14 protein-coding genes are annotated in these 23,319 nt (G+C 68.2%); 5 read left to right on the top strand and 9 right to left on the bottom strand.

Features of this window, described 5'->3' with window-relative positions:
* Positions 1–26 precede the first annotated feature (26 nt).
* Together JOD27_RS00260 and JOD27_RS00255 are read left to right on the top strand one after the other, a co-directional pair.
* Positions 27–1,205: an ROK family transcriptional regulator gene (locus tag JOD27_RS00260; protein ID WP_204760076.1), complete on the top strand. Its 1,179-nt coding sequence runs from the start codon at positions 27–29 to the stop codon at positions 1,203–1,205.
* Positions 1,206–1,214: 9 nt separating this feature from the next.
* Positions 1,215–2,231: a family 2 encapsulin nanocompartment cargo protein polyprenyl transferase gene (locus tag JOD27_RS00255; protein WP_204760075.1), complete on the top strand. Its 1,017-nt coding sequence runs from the start codon at positions 1,215–1,217 to the stop codon at positions 2,229–2,231.
* A gap of 369 nt (positions 2,232–2,600) precedes the next feature.
* Here JOD27_RS00255 and JOD27_RS00250 read toward each other — a convergent pair whose 3' ends face one another.
* Entirely contained in the window at positions 2,601–4,328 is a 1,728-nt protein-coding gene (locus JOD27_RS00250; RefSeq protein ID WP_204760074.1) for a ThuA domain-containing protein, read from the bottom strand.
* A gap of 338 nt (positions 4,329–4,666) precedes the next feature.
* Here JOD27_RS00250 and JOD27_RS00245 point away from each other — a divergent pair, with 338 nt between their 5' ends.
* Positions 4,667–5,842, top strand: a complete 1,176-nt coding sequence (locus tag JOD27_RS00245) for an ROK family transcriptional regulator (RefSeq protein WP_204760073.1) — start codon at positions 4,667–4,669, stop codon at positions 5,840–5,842.
* Positions 5,843–5,848: 6 nt separating this feature from the next.
* Here JOD27_RS00245 and JOD27_RS00240 read toward each other — a convergent pair whose 3' ends face one another.
* From JOD27_RS00240 to JOD27_RS00225, 4 genes are all read right to left on the bottom strand, one after another.
* Complete coding sequence (locus JOD27_RS00240; protein ID WP_204760072.1) at positions 5,849–6,949, bottom strand: mandelate racemase/muconate lactonizing enzyme family protein; 1,101 nt, start codon at positions 6,947–6,949, stop codon at positions 5,849–5,851.
* Between the two features lie 216 nt (positions 6,950–7,165).
* Positions 7,166–8,791, bottom strand: coding sequence for a sigma-70 family RNA polymerase sigma factor (locus JOD27_RS00235; protein ID WP_204760071.1), 1,626 nt, complete (start codon positions 8,789–8,791; stop codon positions 7,166–7,168).
* A 116-nt stretch (positions 8,792–8,907) separates the two neighbouring features.
* Entirely contained in the window at positions 8,908–10,320 is a 1,413-nt protein-coding gene (locus tag JOD27_RS46345) for a CAP domain-containing protein (protein WP_204760070.1), read from the bottom strand.
* Positions 10,321–10,617: 297 nt separating this feature from the next.
* Positions 10,618–12,075 carry an RICIN domain-containing protein gene (locus tag JOD27_RS00225; protein WP_204760069.1) on the bottom strand — a complete coding sequence of 486 codons (1,458 nt, stop codon included), beginning with the start codon at positions 12,073–12,075 and terminating at the stop codon, positions 10,618–10,620.
* Between the two features lie 585 nt (positions 12,076–12,660).
* Here JOD27_RS00225 and JOD27_RS00220 point away from each other — a divergent pair.
* Positions 12,661–16,044 (top strand): 3-keto-alpha-glucoside-1,2-lyase-like domain-containing protein, encoded by a 3,384-nt coding sequence (locus tag JOD27_RS00220; RefSeq protein WP_372441655.1) that lies wholly within the window; start codon positions 12,661–12,663, stop codon positions 16,042–16,044.
* A 128-nt stretch (positions 16,045–16,172) separates the two neighbouring features.
* Positions 16,173–18,293 carry an MMPL family transporter gene (locus tag JOD27_RS00215; protein ID WP_204760068.1) on the top strand — a complete coding sequence of 707 codons (2,121 nt, stop codon included), beginning with the start codon at positions 16,173–16,175 and terminating at the stop codon, positions 18,291–18,293.
* A gap of 94 nt (positions 18,294–18,387) precedes the next feature.
* Here JOD27_RS00215 and JOD27_RS00210 read toward each other — a convergent pair whose 3' ends face one another.
* From JOD27_RS00210 to JOD27_RS00195, 4 genes are all read right to left on the bottom strand, one after another.
* Complete coding sequence (locus JOD27_RS00210) at positions 18,388–19,785, bottom strand: sigma-70 family RNA polymerase sigma factor (RefSeq protein WP_204760067.1); 1,398 nt, start codon at positions 19,783–19,785, stop codon at positions 18,388–18,390.
* A 300-nt stretch (positions 19,786–20,085) separates the two neighbouring features.
* Positions 20,086–20,949 (bottom strand): carbohydrate ABC transporter permease, encoded by an 864-nt coding sequence (locus JOD27_RS00205; RefSeq protein ID WP_204760066.1) that lies wholly within the window; start codon positions 20,947–20,949, stop codon positions 20,086–20,088.
* Positions 20,950–20,969: 20 nt separating this feature from the next.
* Positions 20,970–22,061: a carbohydrate ABC transporter permease gene (locus tag JOD27_RS00200; protein ID WP_204761084.1), complete on the bottom strand. Its 1,092-nt coding sequence runs from the start codon at positions 22,059–22,061 to the stop codon at positions 20,970–20,972.
* 21 nt (positions 22,062–22,082) lie between these two features.
* Positions 22,083–23,258, bottom strand: a complete 1,176-nt coding sequence (locus JOD27_RS00195) for a sugar ABC transporter substrate-binding protein (protein ID WP_204760065.1) — start codon at positions 23,256–23,258, stop codon at positions 22,083–22,085.
* Positions 23,259–23,319: the final 61 nt, after the last annotated feature.

The following is a 23,319-nucleotide window of genomic DNA, read 5'->3' as shown; positions in this document are numbered from 1 at the left end:
TCCGTGGGCGTGCTTCACTTATCTGCGTGACCGACCCTCCGCCCCCCGCCGCAACAGGATCGCCGGGGCACGTGCTCGGCCTCCTGCTCGACGGAACACCACGCACACGTGCCCAGCTGATCGCTCAGACCGGCCTGGCCCGCTCCACCCTCCGCGCGCGGCTCGACGCGTTGCTGGGGGCCGGCTTCGTCACCGACGAGGGGAACGACGCCTTCACCGGGGGCCGGCCGGCAAACCGGTTCGCGTTCAACGCCCGCGCCCGCGTCGCGCTCGTCGCGGACGTCGGCGCCACCCGCGCCACCGTCGCGATCACGGCGCTGGACAGCGCGATCCTGGCCCGCGGACAGCTGTCGCTGGACATCGCCGACGGTCCCGAACCCGTGTTGGCTCGGCTGATCACCGCCTGGCGTGCCTTGCTCGTCGAAGCCGACGGCGCGGACACAACCCTGGCCGGCGTCGGCCTCGGGTTACCCGGCCCGGTCGAGCACTCGTCCGGACGGCTGAACCATCCGCCGATCATGCCTGGTTGGGACGGTTACGAGGTACGCGCGCGACTCGAGCACGAGTTCGGCGTGCCGGTGCTGGTGGACAACGAGGTCAACCTGATGGCGCTGGGCGAGTACACCACAGCGTTCCCCGACCTCGACGACCTGATCGTGGTCAAGGTCGCCACGGGCATCGGCTCCGGCTTCATCAGCAACGGCGTCCTGCACCGCGGCGCCGTCGGGGCGGCCGGCGACATCGGCCACATCCTCGCGCACCGCGATCATGACACCCCGTGCCAATGCGGCAACACCGGTTGCCTCGAAGCCGTCGCCAGTGGCCCCGCCATCGCCGCCACCTTGCGCGCCAAGGGAATCGAGGCGCACGCCAACGACGACGTGGTCGACCTGGTCCAGTCCGGCAATGTCGCGGCCGGACTCGCGGTGCGTCAGGCCGGCCGCGACATCGGCGACGTGCTCGCCCGCTGCGTCAGCATGTTCAACCCGTCGGCGATCGTCGTCGGCGGCACCCTCGCGGCCGCGGGCGACGCGCTGTTGGCCGGTGTTCGCGAGGCGATCTACCACCGCTCACTGCCGCTGGCCACGGGAGGACTGCGGATCGTGCGGTCGCGGGCGGGCGAGGACGCCGGCGTGCTCGGCGCGGCCGCCATGGTCAGGCAGCACGTCCTGTCACCCTCCGTTGTGGACAAGATGTTGTCGTAGGAGGCTCCGATGAGCGCACATTCGCGGTCGGCGTCAGCGGTGCTCGCCTGGAGCCGGGATCTGGTGCAGCCCGGGCTCCGCGACGCCGTCGACCGGCTGCCGCCCGCGATCCGTCGCATCGCGGGCTACCACCTCGGCTGGTGGGACGAGCACGGCAGCCCCGCCACGGCGCCCACCGGCAAGGCGATCCGGCCCGCCCTCACCCTGCTCTGCGCGGAATCCGCCGGTGCCGCAGCGGAAGTCGCCCTCCCGGCCGCCGTGGCCGTCGAACTCGCGCACAACTTCTCACTTCTGCACGACGACCTGCTCGACGGTGACCACAAGCGCCGTCACCGTCCCACCGCGTGGACCGTGTTCGGCATCAACGGCGCCATCCTCACCGGTGACGCCCTGCTCGCGCTCGCCTCGGACGTCCTGGCGGACTCGGCACACCCGTCGTCGGCCCGCGTGCTCACCACGACGGTGATCGACCTCGTGGACGGTGAGCACACCGATCTCGCGTTCGAGCAGTACGACGATGTGAGCGTGCAGGAGTGCGAGGCGATGGTGGAGCGCAAGACCGCTTCGCTGCTCGCGGCATCCTGCGCGCTGGGCGGGATCTTCGCCGGTGGCGATCCCGTGACGGTGACACGCCTGAGCGAGTTCGGCCGCCTGCTCGGCATGGCCTACCAGCACGTGGACGATCTGCTCGGTATCTGGGGCGATCCTGCGGTGACCGGTAAGCCCGTCCACACGGACCTGGCCAGTCGCAAGAAGTCGCTGCCTGTGGTCGCCGCACTGGCCTCCGGCACGCCCGCGGGGCACGAACTCGCCGACTGGTACCGGCTGGATCGTTCCCTCGGCGACGACTGCCTCACGCACCTGGCCCGCCTCGTGGAGGAAGCGGGCGGACGGGCCTGGTGCGAGTCGGAAACCAAACGTCTGATGGACGAGGCGCTCCTGATGCTCAGCGCCACCGCCCCGGCACCCCGGCCGGCGGCCGAGCTCAGCGCACTCGCGGACCTCCTGGTGTGCCGGGCGAGTTGAACGCGCTCTCACACCGCTGAGGCGAACACGGCCGTGACACCGCGCGGGAACTCCAAACCGTTGGTGGCGAGGGCGTTCTGCGATGACGCAACCTGCCGCCAGCTCCGTGCGGCCGCGGCGATCGCGGGACCTCCGCGGTGAACGACTCGATGCACAGCGGGCCGCGGTAACCCACATCCGCCATCGCCCGCAAGGTCACCGTCCAGTCCTGGCGGTCGTGTCCTGGCGCACGCCGGTCGTTGCCGGCCACCTGGACATGCCGGTGCCCGGCGCGAGTCGCATTCGCGGCCGGGCACCGGCGCGAGATTTCACCGCGGGACGGTCCACCTGATCAATGCGTCAATCACCGCACAACTGAATCTCAGGCACTCACCTGAGGAACGTGAAGTCGTCCACGTCGAACAGGCCACTGCCCGATCCCGCGAAGGTGAGGTACAGCGTCCGCGGGCCGGATGGCACGCCAGTCAGGGATGTCTCGACATCGGCGAACTTGTTCCAGCCGCCCGTGTTCGGCACCGCCACCGAGCCGAGCACCTGCCCCGTCGGTGAGCCCGCACGAACCTCGAGCGTGCCACCAGGACCGCCGGAGACGACGCGGGCGCGGAAGGTCCTGGCGCCGATCAGGTCGACGTTGTCGTACGCGGCCCAGTCGCCCGGATCGACGAACCCGAGCGTCTGGCCGTTGTGCGCACCGGACTTGGCGAACGGCCGCACGCCGCTCGCCGCGCCGAACAGTTCGGCCTGAACCGTCTGATCGCCGCCCAGTTCCTTGACGCGGATGTTGCGGAACGACACGTTGTCGCTGGAACCGTGGTTCTGGAGGCCGATGTGCCCGGCCAGCGACCGCGCCGGATCGGTGTTGGTGAAGTCGTTGACCAGTACCCCGTTGAGGTACACCCGCAGCCGTTCGCCCTCGACCAGCAACTCGAAGTCGTTCCACTCACCGGGAGGGTTCAGCGCCGCGTCGCGGGCGGAGTTCGCGGCCTGAACCCGGTAGACCGCCCCGGTGGTGCCGTCGGGTGTGTCGGTGGCGTCGATCTGGACCTCGTACCCGTTGCGCACCGCGGACCACGGGTCGTTCGACGGCGGGAAGCCGAGGAATACACCCGAGTTGTCGTCCCCGGCCATCTTCCAGTCCAGTTTCAGCGAGTAGGACGTGAACTGCTTGGCGCTGTACCAGTACAGACCCATGCCGCCGGAACTGGTCAGGGTGGCGTCGCTGTTGGTGAACCCGCCCGGCCCTGCCTGGGACCAGCCGGTGGTCGATCCGTCGAACAACGTCGTGTACCCGTTCTCCGGACGGCAGTCCATCTTCGTGCGGCCGGCGGCGTAACGGATTCCGCCCAGCAGCAGACCCCGGAAGGCCGGGTCGGTGTAGGACTGCTTGGTGTGCCCGCCTCCGACGTAGAAGCTCCGCCCGCCCTGGTAGTCCTTGCACCACACGTGCGGATGGTCGCCCATGACGGCTCCCGGGACGCCGTTGTCCGGGCGGTAGCTGGTCTCGTCGAGGCTGGCGAGCACTCGGGCGGTCGACCGCGGGTTGGTCTTGTAGGCGTACCACTCGTCGTAGCGCTGCCAGGTCTTCGGCAGATGAGCCGTCGCCGCGGTACCGCGGTTCTCCACGGTGATCTTCGCGTTCTGCTGGCTCGGATGCGTCAGGAAGTGCGCGCCGACCAGCCCGTCGTAGAAAGGCCAGGAGTACTCCGTGTCGGCGGCGGCGTGCACGCCGAGGAAACCACCACCGGCCTTGATGTAGTTCTCGAAGCCGCTGCGCTGCGCGGGGTCGAGAAGAGGACCGCCGCCGAACGACTCGCTGGTGGTGTTGAGGAACACGACGGCCTCGTATCGCCCGATCGTGCTGTCGGTGAAGACACGGGCGTCTTCGGTGACCGTGACGGTGAAGTTGTTGGCCACGCCCAGTTCTCGGAACGCTTTCACGCCGTCCGGAATCGAGTCGTGCCGGAATCCGGTCGTCTTGGTGAACACCAGGACGTCGTACTGGCTGTCCGCGCTGACCGCTGAAACGCTCAGGCCGACGGTGGTCGAGGCGGCCACGACCACGGCCGCGGCGACGTGTGTCAGGGCTTTGAGTGTCATGGTGTCGCCCACTTCCGGCTGGGATTGCTGAAGTCACAGCGATATCGCGACCCTAGGTAGACTTTTGTGCATCGTCAACACAAAAGTCCCTGCCTCGACCGCCGAAGTACGATCAATTGCCTCGCCATCCGCCGTCTACGCAGGTCAGTTAGGGTCAACAGCGCCGAAGGAACGCTGTGGCGAGTACCTGCCATCACCGCGCCAGGTCTCCTCTGCACCTCTCGGCGCCGGGTAGCCATCTGACGCGTTCGACCACAGTTCAGCACGCTTGTGCGTGTCAACCGATAGAAGCAAGGCCGATCACCCACAAATCGAACGTCGTCTGCTTAACTTGGCCCGTGGCTGAACCTCTTCCGCTCGCCCCGGCCTCACCAGGGCAACTGCTCCTGCTGTTGAGGGACGGCAAGCCGCGCACACGAGCCGACCTCTCCACCGAGACGGGTCTCTCCCGATGGTCGGTCCGCGCCCGCCTGGACGCACTGCTGCTGGCCGGCCTGGTGACCGAGGGTGAGAGCGGTCTGTCCACCGGCGGCAGGCCCGCCGACCTCTTCGTGTTCAACACCCGCGCGCGCGTCGTGCTCACCGCCGAAGTAGGTGCCACCCACGCCGTCGTCGCGTTCAACGACCTGGCTGGAACGCCGGTAGCCGTGCAACGCGTGTCGCTCGACATCGCGGCCGGCCCCGACGTGGTGCTCTCCCGGCTCGTCCAGCAGTGGCGCGACCTCCTCGAGGAGTCCGGGGTCTCGCCTGCCCTCGTCGCGGGTGTCGGCATCGGTCTGCCGGGCCCTGTCGAGCACGCGTCCGGACGTCCCAACAACCCGCCGATCATGCTCGGCTGGAACGGCTACGACGTGCCGAAGCGGATCCAGGCCGACTTCGACGTTCCCGTGCTCGTCGACAACGAGGTCAACCTCATGGCGCTCGGTGAGCACAGCGCTGCTTATCCCGACGTGGCGCACCTCATCCTGGTCAAGGTCGCCACCGGGATAGGCGCGGGCATGATCAGCAACGGGAGACTGCACCGCGGTGCCGTCGGTGCGGCGGGCGACCTCGGGCACATTCGCGCGCACCGCGCGGAGGACGTCCCGTGCAGTTGCGGCATCACCGGCTGCCTCGAGGCGATCGCCGGCGGCTCCGCGATCGCTGCGACCCTGAGGGCGAACGGGTTGGCGGCGCAGACCAACTCCGACATCGTCGGCCTCGTGCGCGATGGCAACGTCATCGCGGGCCAGGTGCTGCGCGAGGCGGGGCGGGACATCGGCGATGTGCTCGCCACCTGTGTCAACATGTTCAACCCCGCGCTGATCGTCATCAGCGGCAGCCTCGCGCAGGCGGGCGAGCTCCTCCTCGCCGGCATCCGGGAGTCGATCTACCGGCGGTCGCTGCCCCTGGCGACCGAGAACCTGCGCATCGTGCACTCGAAAACCGGTGACCAGGCAGGCATCATCGGCGCCGCCGCCATGGTGATCCAGCAGATCCTCGAACCGTCTGTTGTGGACCGTCTGCTCGGGTGACCGTGGTCAGAGACTGAAGAAGCCTTCGCCGTCCTTCCCCACCACTTCGAGATCCGGCTCGACCCCGATGCCCGGTCGATCGGTGATCTCGATGGCGCCGTCCTGAAGCAGCGACCGTCCCACGAGGTCGTCGTAGCCCCGCACGTCGAGGCCCGAGTACTCCAGTGCCAGCAAGTTCGGCCAAGTGCAGGCGACCTGTGCGGCGAACGCGGTGCCGATCGGACCGGCACCTGTGTGCGGCGCGAGGGCGACCCCGAACCGGTCGGCGGCTTCCGCCATCCGCCGCACCTCTGCGTAGCCGCCCGTCCTGCGCAGGTCGGGGGTCAGAACCGACAACGCCCCGGTCTCCAGCAACCGCGCCGCGGTGTCGTACCCGACCGCGTGCTCGCCGCCGCCCAGCGGCACCGCTCGGCACACGAGACTGCGCAGACCGTCGACATTCTCCGCCGCAACGGGATCCTCGAGCCACCACACCCCTTGTTCGACCGCCACTTCGGTCAGCCGCATCGCCGACTGGAGGTCGTAGCGCCGGTTGCAGTCATACGCCACGTCGACGTACGGACCCACCGCGCGGCGCACTGCGGTCATGATTCGTGACGCCAGATCCTCCGCACCCGGAGGCAGCATCCGGCTGCCGGGGTGACGCGGCAGCAGGCCCGGCACGTCGAGGTCGATCTTCAGTCCGTCGAACCCCGCGGCCACCGCCGCGCTCGCCTGAGCCGCGAGTTGCTCGTATCCCATCTGATTGCACAGCGAGCCGGTGGAACACCGGGCGTACACCCGCACCCGCTCGTGGACGCGGCCGCCCAGCAACCGCCACAGCGGCACACCCAGCAACCGGGCGTTCAGGTCCCACAGCGCCGCGTCCACACCGGAGATCGCGTCGCGCACAATCCCGCCTGCCGAACCCGATGTCTCGGCGTGCAACCGCCGGATCAACGGCTGAACCTGCCGCAGGTCGGCGCCGATCAGCGCCTCGCCGAGCCCCGCCAGCACGCCCGTCAGACCTGGCGCATGACACGCCTCACCCCACCCCACCTGACCGTCGTCGGACTCGATCCGCACGATCGTCCACTCGCGGGTCGCCCCGGCCACCGCCGTGGACATCGTTCGAATCCTCATGGCACAGCCGCCTTTCCGAGATTCAGAGGTTTGAGGCCCGGCGCCTCGGGGAGAGAGGCGCCGGGCCCGTGTGGCGGCCGCCTCGCATCGGCTGCCACAGCTGGTCGATGCGGCGGTGTGGGCCGCCGCCGACCTGGTCGAGATCAACAGAACCCACCTCTTCGCTGCGCCGCTGTCGCGCGTTCGCAGTCGCCGCGTCGCTCAACCGGTGAACTCCTGGGTCATCCAGACCACGCCGGATGCGTCGCGCGTCACCGCGATCCCGACTTTGGTGTACGACGAGCTGAGGATGTTGCGGCGATGTCCATCGTCGGGCGGCTTCTCGCCGAGCATCGCATTGGTCAATCCGACTGCCTTGTCGCCGATGGCGGAAGTCGTGTCGTCGACCGGCCCTCCGCTCCCGATGTTCTCGCCGAGCTCGCCCCACTGCGCCCCCGCGGCACTGATGCGGACACCGGCGCCGGGTTCGCCCGAGCATTCGTGGTTCAGGCCGCAACCACCTGCCATCACCTGGTTGTGCCCGGCCGCGGCGTTGACCAGTTTCGCGTCCATCTCGTACGGCTTCAGCCGCGCCCCGGCCCGCGCCTGGTTCATCACGGCGAGCACCCGCTCGGCGGGCGTGAGAGTCGCAGGCGTCGTGGAGGTCGGCGTATTCGGCGGGACGACGGGCGCGGGGGTCGTCATCCGCGGTTGTGTTGGGGACGTGGTCCTCGGCGCCGGCGCGGTGGTGCCGGACGTCGGTGCGATCGCCGACGGCGCGGTGGACAACGGTGCGGTGGACGGACTCCGGCTGCTCTGTGGCGCTGCAGAGGTGGTGGTACTGGTTCCGACCAGTGCGGTGGTCGGGCCGGCCGCCGACAGGTGCGACACGACGACTGTGGTCAGTCCCAGTGCGCACACCGCGCTGACCCCGGCCGCGGTGAGCAACGGCTTCGTGGCGACGAAGTCCACGATTCGGTGGTGCAGAGCCAACTGCTTTGTCTCGAGTGCGTCGACTTCGCCGGCCGCACGGCCGAGCTCGGCAGTCAGGTGGACGTCAGCGAGCAATCCCGGCAGGTATCCGACGGGAAGCGGCAGCAGTGCCAGGCCCAGGAACACCCGCTCGGCGGGCATCATGCCGTCCTCTGCCGCCCGGCAAGCCCGGCACCCGCTGACGTGCCGCAGCAGTCGCTTGCGCCACACAGAACTGGGCTTCCCCGGCCACTTGCTCGCCGCCTCAGCCAACCCAGGGCACCGCGGAACTGTTGTGACTGCGCGCTCGAGCAGTCGCGCCGCCTCCAGCCGCTGCTTCAGCCTGCCCACCCGCACAGCGACGTGGTGGGCGTTCTGCCGCAGTGCGGTGGTGATGTCCACACGCGACATGTGCCCGCCACGTTCCAACGACCACAACGACAGCAGCTCTTGGTCCTCGGCCTGCAGCCACCGCGCCGCGCGCACGATCTCCTGCCGCTGCCTCGACAAGTCGAGCCCGGTCAAGGCAAGGTCGACGAACTCGGCGTTGGGGTCCGGATGCTCGTCGCCCAGCTCCTGTCGTGGCACGCTGTGCCAAGTCCCGTGAAAGTCGCGAATCTGGTTGACCGTGACGGCGACCAGCCAGGACCGGAACCGGTCGGGTTCACGCAGTCCTCCGATTCCCCGCACGACCCGGACCATCGTGTCCTGAACGACGTCATCGACATCGGCAGTCGAAGACAACGTTCGCCGCACGATGCTGTAGACCAGCGGAAGGTACTCCGCCAGCAGCGCGTCCATGGCCCTGCGGTCGCCAGAACGTGCGGCGGTCACCACCGAGGTGTCCACTCGAGCCGTCTTCGTCCGATCGGTCACGCCCGCAACCTCGCCTTCGCCGGGTCTCCTCGCACACCTGGTAAGACAGGTGGACGGCCGCCCGGATAACACAAAATCCGCAATGGGTTCGCAGCACCGGCTGAGCTCGGCCTCGGCTACCCGCCGAAGTTCTGGGTCCATCGCCAGCCGCGCTTGTCCACGCCCACACCGATGAGGGAGAGGTCGCAGTCGAGGATGTTGCCGCGGTGCCCCGGCGAGTTCATCCACGACCCCATCACGGCCTCCGGTGTGGACTGCCCCGCCGCGATGTTCTCCGCTGCGAAACCGCCGTCGAACCCGGCCGCCCGCATGCGCGCGGAGGGGTCGACCCCGTCGGGAGTCGTGTGGGAGAAGTAGCCGCGTTCCACCATGTCGGTGCTGTGCGCCTGGGCGGCCTTCGTGAGCCGATCGTCCACTCGCAACGGTTTGCACCCGGCGGCGGCTCGGGCCTCGTTCACCAGCGCGACGACCCGCGCCGCCTCGGCGGACTGGCCGGCGACCGGTGCTTTCGCCGTCGTGGGCATGGTTTTCGCTGCCGTCGTCGTCTGGGCGGCCGTGGTCGTCGGAGGTGCGGACGTGGTCGTGGGCGGTTCGGACGTGGCGGGAACCAGGGACACCGCCGCAGGGCCGCTGGTCGTGGCAGGACTCGATTCGGTCGTCGTTGATGACGTGGGCAACGACGTCTGGACGCCTGCCGCCAGTGACGGCGACGCGCCGATCGGTCCGTTCGCCACCACGACGGCAACCAGCGCGGCACCGGCGCCGACCGCGGTCAGCAGCGGTTTGGCCGTGGCGAGCCTCGCGAGACGGCGGTACGGGCCGGACAGCCTCGACACGCGCCAGGCGCCATCGCGAATCAGTCCGCGAATCGGTCCGCGGATCTCCACGGTCTGCTCGGAATCCTCGACCGTTGCACGCGCGTCGGACAACATCTGGGCCGCGTAGTCATCGGGAACCGGGAGCAACGCCGCGCCTGTGAACAGCGTCTCGACCGGGACCAGGTCGTCCGCCGTGAGCCTGCACGTCTCGCAGCCTGCGACGTGCCGCAGCAACGGGGTCCGGCCTTGCCCGTGCTTGCCCGCCATCGCCAGGCCCCGGCATCGCGGCGTCGCGCACAAGGCCCGCAACAGCAGGCGCGCGGCCTCTAGCCGGCGCTTGACCCTGCTCAAGCGGATCGCGACGTGACGGGCGTCCTGCCCGAGGGCGCCGGCGACGTCTGCGGCCTTGATGTGTCCACCGCGCTCCACCGACCACAGCGCCAGCAGCTCCCGCTCGTCGTCATCGAGCCAGCGTGCGGCACGGGCGACCTCACGCCGCTGGAGAGCCCTGGTGAGCGTGTTCAGCGGCCGGTCGACGAACTCGATCTCCACGAGGGAACGGGTGTCCTCCGGCACTCCGAACGCCGGACTCCGGCGCCTCCGGTGTTCACGGATCCGGTCGACCGTCACGGCGACGACATGGGAGCGGAACCGCTCACCTCCGGCTTCCGACACGACCCGGGCCATCGTTGCCCGGACCACATCGTGCACGTCAACGTCCGTAGACAGCGTTCGGCGAACAACGGTGTACACCAAAGGCAGCATGACCGCGGCCGATGTGTCGTTCACACCCACAACCTCACTTCTCTAGAAACAACCCACATGGTCGGGAGACCGTTCGGGTCCTCGGTCGGTCGAACAAACTTCGGAATTCCCGTGCCGCCGTCGTCCGACGGACGACATCGCCTTCTCTCCGCCACACTCAGGGGGAAGTCCACAATGGACAGTGCACGTCGCTTGCAGGACGCCTTCGCCCGCGGGAGGTGGCGAAGGCGTCCCGAAGAGTCGTCAGCGACGCGCGCGGCGTATCCGCATCGCCACGAGCAGGCCGCCGCCGCCCAGCAGCAGCACCGTTCCCAAGGCGATCAGCCATCCGTTGCTGAACCCGGTGGCAGCGAGTTCACCCTTGCTGGCGGCGGCCTGCGGGGCCGGCGCCTGCGTGGTGGCCTGCCCGGGAGCGTTCGGGGCGGCCGGCGCCGCGGCGGTGGGGTTGGGTGCCGGCGTGGCGCCGATCCATTCGGCCTGGAAATCGCCTGGGCCGCGCGTCACCGCTGCTCCGTCGGCCCTGTTCTTGGGAACGCCCAGCCTCGCCTGCTTCATTCCGCCGGTGCGGTTGACCAGGTTCGAGTTCTGCCCGTCCTCCTGGGGCAGCCACTGCTGCGACGCCTCCCCCGCCTTGCACGGCGCGGTCTCCGCCGCGGTGGTGTGCTCCTCCGGGGCGGAGGACATGGCCAGGCACTTGTCGGTGCCGACGTTGCGGACCGTCAGATACCCGGCACCGTCGATGGTCCGTCGCCAGACCTGCGCCTGGCTGCCCGAGCACTTGCGCATCACCACCTTCTGGTCGCCGCCGTCGAGGCACAGGCCCTCCTCGGTGGGAACCGACTTGAGCCGGAAGTCCAGCGCGGGACTCGGCTGATCGGTGATCAGGTACGGGCTGAACGCGACGTTGCGGTCCTTCGGCAGCGGGTCAGGCGAAGGCTGCGACTCCTTCGTCGGCTCGAAGTAGCGGAACTTGTCCGTCCGGCAGGCGTCGAGGTGGTACTGCGACGCGGCGTCGGTGTTGCATTCGGGTTTGCCGTAGCCGCGGCAGACCGGATCACTGCCGTTCTCGCCGTCGTTGTTGCAGTGGTTGAGCCCGAAGGTGTGGATCATCTCGTGGGTGAGCCCGGCCTCGCCCCAGCACCACCGGGACATGATGATGTTGCCACCGGCCAGCCCGGAGTTCGCTCCACCACCGGTGCACTGGCTGGTGATCTCGTCACTGCGCGCGAAGAACAACGTCTTGACCCGCTTGGTCGCAAAGAGCTCACGCACCTTCTGCGGCTGGCTGGCCAGACTGTCGGCCAGCGCCGCGTGCATCTCGCCACGATCCCGGCCCTTCGCGAACGAGATCTTCCCGACGATCGGCTGGCACTGGTCGTCCTGCGCGATCCGCAGCCGCCGGGACACGCCGAACCGCTGCGCGCTCATGTCGAAGGTCTGATCCGTCTGCCAGAGCGCACGCCGGACCAGGCCGACCTCGGCGTCGTACTGGTCATCACCGGGGAAGTGGACGTAGATCGGCAACACCCACCCCTTGTCGTCCGCGTCCTTGTTGTCACAGGCGAACTGCGGCCCCTTGGCCTGGTTCACCGTGTTCGTGGGCTGGCTGGCGGCCGCGCCCGTCGGCGACACGGCCACGGGGCCCGTGAACAGCACCGCCAACGCGACCGACAGCCCAACACCCAGTTTGATCTTGCTCATGGAACTCCCTTCCTTTCACCAGGTAGGGAGTCGATGCGGACGCTCGGATAACACGGATGGACGAATATCTTCGACGGATCTCAGCAGTGAGGCCCCGTTGCTGAGGTGCGCTGGTGTGGGGCAGGTACAGGATCACTGTGGCGGGTGCGGGGCTTGCCGAGGTCTGCTGCCCGAGGCGGACTGTCGTGCGGCCGCGTAGCTGCACACCTCGCACACACGGGGCTCGCCCTCGCGAATGCCCTCCGCGCACGTCGTTCGGGCCTCGGCGCAACTCATCTTCAAGCCGCCGCCCTCCGCGGGCGCCATCCGCTCGACCGGCTTTACGCAAGGAAATGCTCGCTCAGATGCGCCCGTGAAGCATTGCCTGACGCTCTCGCGGTTCCCTTGACCGATGACGATCACCTGCGAGCGTCAATTCTGCGCTGCCCTGAAAACACGGTTCCGGCGTGGCGGAGAGTTGCCATGTCATGTTTCCGACAACGCGCATCGGCAGGCCTCCGGCGCAGGTAGCGTGCATATTCGACAGTTTGACTCACTGGCCGCCCCTAGTGGATTTCGCTGGCCGATCCGGAAGGAAACAGGTCAATGTCGACCACTGCTCGAAAACGAACAATCACCTCTGCACTCGCTCTGTTGTGCGCAATGCTGTCGCCCCTGGTGATTCCGGGACAGGTCAACGCTCAGGCGAAGCAGGTACCCGGTGTCACCCTGCGGACGTACGACATGCGGGTCGAACTGGACAAGCTCTGCACCCTCAAGCCGAGGCAGACACCCAACGTCGACAAAGTGATGCCCACGATCGACTGGTCCGCCGATTCCGACTTCCAGAATCAGGGGGCCGGCCCCACCGACAGGTTCCTGACGGAGGTCGAGGGACACCTCAACGTCACGACGGCCGGCTCGTACACGTTTCGGCTCACCAGTGACGACGGCTCGCGGCTGCGCATCGGCGGCAACCAGATCATCGTCAACGACGGCCGGCACGGAGACGTCGCCGTAGAGGGCACCACCACGCTCACCGCCGGCTCACACGCTCTGCGGGTAGACCACTTCGACCACCTCTACGGGCAGCGGCTCAAGCTGGAGTGGCGACCGCCGGGCACCTCGCAGTTCGTCACGGTGCCGAATTCGGCGCTGACGACCGACGATGCCGTGCGGGTCACCGACCCGAACCAGAAGTTCTGCGAGGGCGTGAGCGACTCCCCCGGTGACGGACTTCCGCTGACCGCCGTGCACCCGAACTACACGTTGACCAACCTGCGTCCCAGCGGTTACGAGCCGAGGGTCAGCGCGATGGACTGGTTACCGGACGGCCGTCTGGCGATCGCCACGTGGGGCGGCACGGACAACAAGCTCGGCGAGGTCCATCTGCTGGGCAACGTCACCGGCGACACCTCGCCCGAGCGGGTGACGAGGAAGACCATCGCCACGGGGCTGCAGGAACCGATGGGGATCAAGTACGTGGACGGCAAGCTGTACGTGTCGGAGAAGTCGCGGCTGGTGGAGCTCAACGACACCAACGGTGACGAGATCGCCGACAACCTGCGGACCGTGGCGACCTGGCCGTACGGCGGGAACTTCCACGAGTTCGCCTTCGGGCTGCTCTACAAGGACGGGTCCTTCTACCTCAACCTGTCCGTGTCCATCAACAGGGGCGGCGCGACCACCAACCCCCAGCCCGCACCCGACCGGGGCTCCACGCTCAAGATCAACAAGGCGACCGGCGCCGTGGAGTACTTCGCGGGCGGCCTCCGCACGCCCAACGGTATCGGATGGGGCCCGGAGGACGGCATCTTCGTCACCGACAACCAGGGCGAGTACATGCCGGCGAACAAGCTGGTGCACATCAAGCCGGGCTCGTTCCACAACAACCACCTGAACCCGAGCGGGCGGTTCGACCACACCCCCGTGGCGCAGCCGGTGTTGTGGTTGCCGCAGAACGAGATCGCGAACTCGCCCAGCACGCCGCTGCAGCTCACCGAAGGCACGTTCAAAGGCCAGATGATCTTCGGCGACGTGACCTACGGCGGTATCCAGCGGGCGTTCCTGGAGAAGGTCAACGGCGAGTACCAGGGTGCGGTCTTCCGGATGACCCAGGGCCTGGAGGCCGGTGTCAACCGGATCAGCGTCGGCCCGGACGGCGCGATCTACGCCGGCGGCATCGGTGAGGCGGGCAACTGGGGCCAGGCGGGCAAGCTCTGGCACGGCCTGCAGAAGCTGACCCCCAACGGCGGCAACGCCTTCGACATCCTCGCGATGCGCGCGGTCGACGGCGGGTTCGAAGTCGAGTACACCCAGCCGCTGTCCGCCGCGACCCTCATCGGGCTCGCCGGCCGCTACCAGGCGAGCCAGTGGCGCTACGTGGCCAGCCCGCGCTACGGCGGCAGCAAGATCGACAACGAAACCCTGACGGTCTCCTCCGCGACGCCGTCCGCCGACGGCCGGAAGGTGACGGTCAAGCTGGCGGGCCTCAAGCCCGGACGCGTGGTGTACCTGCGCTCGCCGCGCTCGTTCACCTCCACCTCCGGACAGGAGCTGTGGAGCACCGAAGCCTGGTACACGCTCAACTCGACCACCGGCGGCGCGATCGCGGAGCCGGACTACGAGGCCGAGAGCGCCGCCATGAGCGGCGGTGCGCATTGGGCAACCAACCACGCCAACGCCTCGGGTGACGGGTTCATCGACGGGTACTGGACCCAGGGCGCCACGACCACGTTCGCGATGAACGTGGCGTCGGCGGGAACGTACAACGTCGGGCTTCGGTACTCCAACGGGCCGAACCCGTTCACCGGCACCAAGTCGGTGAGCGTCTACGTCAACGGTGCCAAGGTGAAACAGGTGCAGTTGGCTTCCACCGGCAACTGGGACACGTGGGCGACGCAGGTCGAGGCGCTGAACCTGAAAGCGGGCGCCAACACCATCGCGTACAAGTACGACACCGGCGACACCGGTCACGTCAACCTGGACCGCGTCACCGTGGCCACGCCACTCGTCCACGAGGCGGAGAGTGCGGGGTTGACCGGTGGGGCGAAGGTCAACACCGACCACCGGAACTACTCGGGCAGTGGGTTCGTGGACGGCTACGGGAGCGTCGGCGCGACAACGACGTTCACGGTGCAGGCGGCCGCTGCCGGCGTGCACAACGTCGGGCTTCGGTACTCCAACGGGCCGCACCCGTTCACCGGCACCAAGTCGGTGAGCGTCTACGTCAACGGTGCCAAGGTGAAACAGGTCCGGCTGGCCGACACCGGCAACTGGGACACCTGGGCGACACAGATGGAGGCGCTAGACCTGAAAGCCGGCGCCAACACCATCGCCTACAAGTACGACACCGGCGACACCGGCCACGTCAACCTCGACCACATCACGGTGACACCGGCTCAGCGGATCACCCTGTTCGACGGCGCCAATCTCGACGCGTGGCAGAACGGCACGGGTGGCGCGGCGACATGGCCCGTCGCCAACGGCTCCATGGAGTCCTTCGGCGGTGACATCCGCACCAAGCAGACGTTCGGCGACTTCAAGCTGCACGTCGAGTGGATGGAACCCAGCTACCCACCGCAGGTGACCGGGCAGCAGCGCGGCAACAGCGGGATCTACCTGCAGGAGCGCTACGAGATCCAGGTGCTGGACTCCTACGGCGACACCACGTTGGCCAACAACGAGGCGGGCGCGATCTACGACAAGCGCGCGCCGGACCGCAACATGGCGACCGCTCCGGGCACATGGCAGACCTACGACATCACGTTCCGCGCGGCGCGTTACAACAGCGCCGGAGCGAAGGTCGACAACGCGCGGGTGACCGTCGTCTGGAACGGCGAGGTGGTGCACAACGACGTGGCCATCGACGGCGGCACCGGCGGCAACATCCCGGAAGGACCGACGCCCGCCGCGATCCGCCTGCAGGACCACAACGACCCCGGTGAGAACCCGCGGTTCCGCAACATCTGGATCGAGCCCATCGCCTGATCCACCGGCGCGGCCGGGCGACGGCACGTCGTCGCCCGGCCGCGCTGTACCCCGCCATGTGCCTTGCCCTAGTGGAGGTCGCGATGTTGGCAGGTCTGGGTCGGTGGGCCGCCCGACGGCGTGTCCCCGTGCTCGTCGCGTGGGTCCTCGTCACGCTGGCGGGCGCTATGTTCGGCGGTGCCGTGTTCGACCGGACACAACCGGTCGGCAGCCTGCGTTCCACCACCGAGTCCGCCGTGGCACAGGCTCGCATCGACGAGATGTCGGCCGACGGCGAGGTGATCGTGGCCGTGCTCGCCGGACGGCAGTTCAATGCCACCGACCTGATCGACAACGCCAGCCGGGTGATGTTCGACATCCGCGCCATCCCCGGAGTGGCCGAGGTGACCGACTCCTACACGACCGGCGCCTATCGGGTATCGGACGACAGCCAGAAGTCACTGGTGACCGTCAAGCTTCGTCCAGAGCTGTCCAAAAAGGACGCTCTGGCAGTCGCCGACCAGGTGGCCGCCGCACTCCGCCGTGTCGAGGTCCCCGAGCTGCTGCTCGGAGGCAAACTGCTGGCAGAGCGCAGGTTCGGCGAGCAGGCAATCGCGGACGCCGCGTTCGGTGAGTCCCTTGCCCTGGCGGTGCTGGTCGTGGTGCTCGTTGTCCTCCTGGGCGGTCTGGCCGCGGGGAGCCTTCCCCTGGCGGCTGCCCTGGCTACCATCGCCGGCACCCTGCTCGCGTTGACCGCGCTGGCCGGTGTGACACCGGTCAGCGAGTACGCGGTCAATGTGGTGACCCTGCTGGGCATCGGCCTGGCCGTCGACTACAGCCTGCTGATCGTGGCCCGGTTCCGCGACGAACGGGCCGCCGACCGGGACGCTCCCGTCCCGGAGCTGCTGGCCCGGACCGTGGCCACTGCCGGAAGCGCAGTGGTGGTGTCCGGCCTCGCCGTCGGCGTCACGCTCGCCGGACTGGCCGTCTTCGGCGATCCGTTGCTGGCGGCCATGGCCATGGGCGGTGCGCTCGTTGTCGTTCTGGCCACGGCAGCGGGACTGACCCTCATCCCCGCCCTGATCGCCGTGGCGCACCAGCACATTCCACAGCCTGGCGCCCGCACGTGGGTGTGGCGGCGAGACCGGCGGCGCGGACCGGGAGTCCTGGCCGGTCTGGCCGCGTTCGCGCAACGGTGGCCCGCCGGGGTGGCGTTCGGCGTGACGGCCGGGCTGCTCCTACTGAGCCTGCCGGTCCTGCACCTCGATCTCGGCAACTCCGACGCCCGGTCGCTCCCGGCCGGCAGCCAGGAACGGCAGGTCGCCGAGATCGTCGAGCGCGAGTTCGCGTCCAGCAACATCCAACCGATCACCCTTGTCATCCAGGCTGAAGCCGACGGTGCCGCAGTTTCCGCCCTGCTCGCCGAGCTGAACGAGCTCAGCGGGGTGAAGGATGTGGACCGACGTGCCGACCTGCCGCCGGGCGTGACGATCGTGGACGTGATCCCGCGTCAGCAGACGTCCAGCGAACGTGCCCAGCAACTGGTCCGCGACATCCGGGCCATGAACAGCCCTGTCCCGGTGCTGGTCGCGGGATCCGCCGCGGAGTTGGTCGACGCCAAGGACGCCACCGCCGGCCTGCTTCCCACCGCACTGCTCGTCGTCATCGTCGCCACCGCACTGCTGCTGTTCGTCCTGACCGGCTCGGTGGTGGTGCCGGTGAAAGCATTGATCATGAACATCCTGACGCTCACGGCGACGCTCGGTGTGATGGTCGCGATCTTCCAGTGGGGCTGGGCTTCGAGCCTGCTCGGCTTCGACTCCTGGGGTGCCCTCGACCTCACCACACCCCTGCTGCTGTCCGTTTTCATCTTCGGTCTGTCGATGGACTACGAAGTCTTCCTGCTCGCCCGCATCAAGGAGGAATGGGAGCGCCGCGGCCCCGGCGACCACCAGGCCAACAACCGGGCCGTCCTGGCGGGAATCGTCGCAACCGGTCCCGTGGTCACCGGTGGCGCACTATCCATCGGCGTCGTCTTCCTCGGCTTCGCGTTGGGCGAGCTCGTGGCGGTCAAGGAGATCGGCGTCGGCATGGCGGTGGCGGTGCTGCTGGACGTCACCGTCGTGCGCGGGCTGCTGCTGCCCGCCGTGATGGCACTGCTCGGCCGCAGGAACTGGTGGCCTGGCACACCACTCGCCACGACACTCCCGGCCGAAGTGCGACCAGCACGACAACCGCACAACGAACGCACCCGTTCGTCCTCACGTTAGTGATCTTCTACGCGGTCAAGCAGGGCAGGCCAACGCGGGGGCACGGATCGTTTCCGGGATCACCGACCATGTTCGCGTATTTCTTCGCCGGATCTCAGTCGAGAGTGATCCGTTGCTGAGGTGCGTTGGTGTAGGGCATGTACAGGATGAAGGCGGTGGGTGCGGGTTTGCCCGCGGTCCGCTCCCCGATGGACAGTGCCGCGCCGGTGGGGACGCTGACCAGCCGCGGGACGCCGTCGGAGAATCCCGGCGTGTGCCAGCGCTGAGCGTCGGTGGCGTCGCAGGGGGCGAGCCGCACCGCCCGCATGCCGGTGCCGTTGAACGCCGTGGTGTCGTACTGCTCGCCCGCCGTCAGGCAACGCCCGCTGACAACGTTGATCAGCTGTAATCCGCCCCCGGCATCATTGCGGCGCCATGCCGTTGACGGATCGGCACAAGGAAGCGCGCTGATCTCCCCGCTGGACTCGCCAACGCACTTTCCGGCGAAGGTGATCCGTGTACCCGTCACGACGGTCGTCGTCGTGGACGGTGCGATCGGTACCGCTGAGGATGACCGGCTCGGGGACGTTGAGGTGGCTGGTGCCGTCTGGCTCTGTGTCGGTGCTGTCGTCGGCAGCGACGGCTCTTCCGCGTCCGGCCCGAAAAGGAGAGCTGCGGTGATGCCGATGCCGGCCGACGCCACGCCGGCCGGGACCGCCCAGTTCGGCAGTCCGGCGAACAGTCCCGACGATCCCGTCGCCGCGGACGCCGGGGCCGCTTTCTCCACCACGAACGGCAGAGCGGCGAGCGGGAGAGCAGCGCGCAGCGTGGTGTTGAGATCGCGCAGTTCGCGCTGCGCCCGCGCGCAGTTCGGGCAGTCGTCCAGATGTTCGCGGAGTGCTCGTGGAATGCGGCGTTTCGGGTTTCGCACGATCGCCGCCAGCCGGTCGGCGAACTCTCGGCACTCGGCGGAGCCGGTCTCCACGTGCGCAGCCAGATATGCCGTGCGCAGGCCTTCACGGGCACGCTGTGCCAGCACGTTCACGTGCTCGCGGGTGATGCCGAGCATGCTCGCGACCCGCTCGGGCGGTTCGTCCTCGACAAGGGTGTGCCACAGCACGTGCCGCGACCGCACTGGCAGGGACTGGAAGGCACGGGTGACGAGCTCGTCCGGGAGTTCAGGCGCCGCCGCAGCCGAGAGGTCGGACTCGAGGTCCTGGTAGTCGGCCGTGAGAACCACGCGGCCGTGGTCCCGGGCCCACTCGGCCGCGGTGTTGCGCACCACCGCGTACAAGTAGGGACGCCACCCGTCCGACGGGCCGCCCGATCCCGCACGGATGGTTCGCAGGGTTCGGGTGAACGCCTCGTTGGCCAAATCCTCCGCGGCCTGGTGATCCGCGCACAGACGCCGCGACAGGGCGAGGACGGCGGGGTGGTGTCGCCGATAGAGCTCTGTGACAGCCCGGTCGTCACCAGCCCTGACCCGCTGGGTCAGTTCCGCGTCATCGCTCATCGGCCGCAACCGCTCGGTGCCTGCAGTGCTGGGCGTCCACACCCTCACCTCAACCCTTCACAAGTGTCCCCTCACGATGAGGAGACCCGGCGACACGCACACAGGTCACAGAAATTCGCAGTCCGGTGATGGCGGGTTTCCGCCATCTGAGCCGCGGCGAGGTCCGAGCCCGGCGCCAGGGGGAGGTGGCGCCGGGCCGGGTGGCGGTCCGGCCGCATCGGCCGCCACGGCTGGTCGCAACGCCCGTGGCGCACGACGTAGATCATGAAACAGATGAACCATGCGGCTTGTGCGAACTGCTCACTCCTTCACAGCTCCACCCGCCGCGTTCATGATCCTGCGCTGGAACACGAAGAACAGGACCGCGACCGGGATGGTCATGACCGCCGCACCGGCCAGCTTGATCGGGTACTGGGTGCCTGAGCTGAGGGCTCCGGAGGCGAGCTGGGCCACGCCCTTGGTCAGGGGGGTCAGCTCCGGGTCCTGGGCGGCGACGATGAAGTGGGACAGTTCGTTCCAGGACGCCTGGAACGACAGGATCACGATGGTGATCACGGCAGGCCGTGACATCGGCAGCACGATCGACCAGAACCTGCGGAACGTGCCTGCCCCGTCGATCTTCGCGGCTTCCTCGACGGCGGTCGGGATCGACTCGAAGAAGGTCTTCATGATCAGGACTCCCGCCGCGTCGACCAGCAACGGGATGATCAGGCCGGCGTAGGAGTCGTACATGCCCAGTTGGTTGAGGACGAGGAACTTCGGGATGAGGAGCACGACGTTGGGCACCGCCATGACGGCGATCAGCAGGGCGAAGACCACCCGCCGACCGGTGAAGCTCAACCGCGCCAGTGCATAGCCCGCGAGACAGTCGAAGAACACCCTGCCGGCGGTCACCGTGACCGTGATGATCACGGAGTTCTTGAACCAGTTGGGGAAGTCGGCCTGGAAGAGTCGCTGGTAGGCGGCCGAGGTCGCGGTCGCGGGGATCAGTCCCAGAGGGTCGGCGGCAGCATCGGGCTCGCTCTTGAAGGAGTTCGCCACGTCGATCAGGAACGGCAGGATGTACAGGCCGGCCAGAACCACGAGCGCGGCATAGGTGCAGGAGGTGGCGATCTGGCGCCGGACGAGGCCGGAGCGCTTCGGCACCTGCACTGCTGCGGGCATTGCGGTTCGAAGGGTTGTGGTCACGAATCACCTCCGGCGTTTCTGCGGAACGAGAGCGTGGAAAGCACCCGTCCCGGTTTGCCGTCGTTGTCTCGTTCCCTGAGCAGGGAACGCTGAACTGCGGTGAGCACGACGATGATCGCGAACAGCACGAACGCGATGGCCGCTCCCTGTCCCCAGTTCTGGTTGAGGAAGGACGCGCTGTAGGACTGGTAGGCGGGTGTCAGGGTCGTCTTGGCCGGTCCGCCTCTGGTGCCGGTGTAGATCTGGTCGAACACCTGCCAGGTACCGACCAGGCCGAGGGTGATCACGGTGGCGATCGTGGGTCGCAGCATCGGCAGGGTGATCAGCCTGAACCGCTGCCAGCCCGTCGTGCCGTCCACGATCGCGGCTTCCTCGATCTCTGCCTGGATGTTCTGCAGAGCGGACAGGAACAACAGCATGAACGTGCCCGATGTGGTGAACACCGCGAGAACGATGAACACGCACATCGCCACACTGGGCCCGGACGCCCACTCCCACCAGTTCACACCGAGCAGCGAGCCGTCGGTCAACGCGGCGGGCGGCTGGTCGACGCCGAGCCAACCCAGTCCTATGTGGATGATGCCTCGCGGATCGGCGAACCAGTTCGGCCCGCGCAGGCCGATGAACGACAGCATGCGGTTGACCGCACCCGAGGCGGAGAACAGGAAGAGGAACAGGACGGTGATCGCGACCGAGCTGGTGACGGAGGGGAAGTAGAAGGCGGTGCGGAAGAAGCCGCGCGACTTGATCCTCTTGTTGACCAGGACCGCGAGAAACAGCGCGACCGCGGTCTGGGTCGGTACGACGAGCAGGACGTAGTAGACGTTGTTGCGGATGGAGGTTCCGAAGTCGCGTTGCGCCAGGCCGGGCTCGCCCAACAGGTCCCGGTAGTTGTCGATGCCGACGAAGTTCACGGTCGAGGAGAAGGGACTTCCCCGGCCGGTCCAGTCCGACACGCTGACCCAGGCCGCCATGACGACGGGCAGGACCAGGAACAGGCCGAGCACGATGATCACCGGCAGGACGAACAACCAGCCCGCCATGGCGTCCCGGCCGAACGGCCGGTGACGCCGGGCGTGCGACAGCATGGTGGCCACGTCGCGCTCCGGTCACTTGCCGACGAGCGGCTGGAGATTGCGCTGCACCGAGCCGAGCACGGCCTTCGGGTCACGGGTCACCAGACCTTCGATCTGGGAGTTGAAGTCCTTGATGACGTCGCTGATGCCGACGAGGTTCGGGATGTTCTTGGCGTAGTCACCGCCCGCCAGGAACGCGGCCTGCTGCGGGAACTTGGTCTTCCACTGCTGGGCGGCGGACTTGACCGACGGCATCACGCCGAAGGCGTCGGCGAAGGCGAGCTGGCGGTCGGTGTTGGTCAGGTACTCGACGAGCTTGACGGCGGCGTCCTTGTTCTTGGAGTCGGCCGCCACACCCCAGCCGCCGTTGAACTGCATGGTGCCTCGCCCACCGGGGCCTGCGGGAAGTTCCGCCACTCGGTAGCTGATGGCGGGGAAGTCGTTCTTCAGGGCTCCGACGACCCAGTTGCCCTCGATGGTCATCGCGGCGAGTCCTTTGCCGAACGCCTCGCCGCCCCACCCGGCGCCCAGGGCGGAGGAGAACTTGAGCGATCCGTCGGCGAGCATCCCCTTGACGAACTCCAGGGCCCGGAGGTTCTCCGGCGAGTCCGCGACGGCCTTGCCGTCCGGTGCGACGAGCCAGCCACCCGCCTGGGCCAGGAACACCCCGAGCCGCGCGAACTCCGGCGACATCGACAGCCCGACTCGGCCTGGCGTGGTCAGCTTGCGGGCGACGGCGGCGAGTTGATCCCACGTGGTCGGGATGTCGGCGTCGGTCAGCCCGGCAGCTGCCCAGGCGTCGCGGTTGATCACGAGGCCCAGCGTCGAGAAGTCCTTCGGTGCGGCGTAGAGCTTTCCCTTGTAGGTGAAGGACGCCTTGATGGCGTCGTGGAAGTCGCCGACGTTGGCCAGTCGCTCACCGACGGGCTCCAGAGCACCGTTGGCCGCGAAGCCGGGCATGGTCTCGCCGCTGAGGTAGAACAGGTCAGCCGGTCGGCCGGACGTGAAGCCCTGGCTGAGCTGTTGGGACAGGTCCGATGCGACGACCACCTCCGCCTTGGTGCCGGACTGCGCGGACCACGCCGCTACCGCCGACTTGACCGCGTTGGTCTCCGCGTCGCCGGACGCTCCGATGAGGACGGTGAGGTCACCAGGAGTGTCGGCCCCGCTCGCGGAGTCGAATCCCGAGCCGCAGGCGGAAAGGGTCAACACTGCGACAGCGGCCGCTACGGACAGTCTGATCCAACGACGTCGGTGCAACATTGCACAC

Origin of the sequence: Lentzea nigeriaca, from assembly GCF_016907955.1 — a bacterium.
Lineage (GTDB): Bacteria > Actinomycetota > Actinomycetes > Mycobacteriales > Pseudonocardiaceae > Lentzea > Lentzea nigeriaca.
This window is presented reverse-complemented; position numbering and strand designations above follow the sequence as displayed.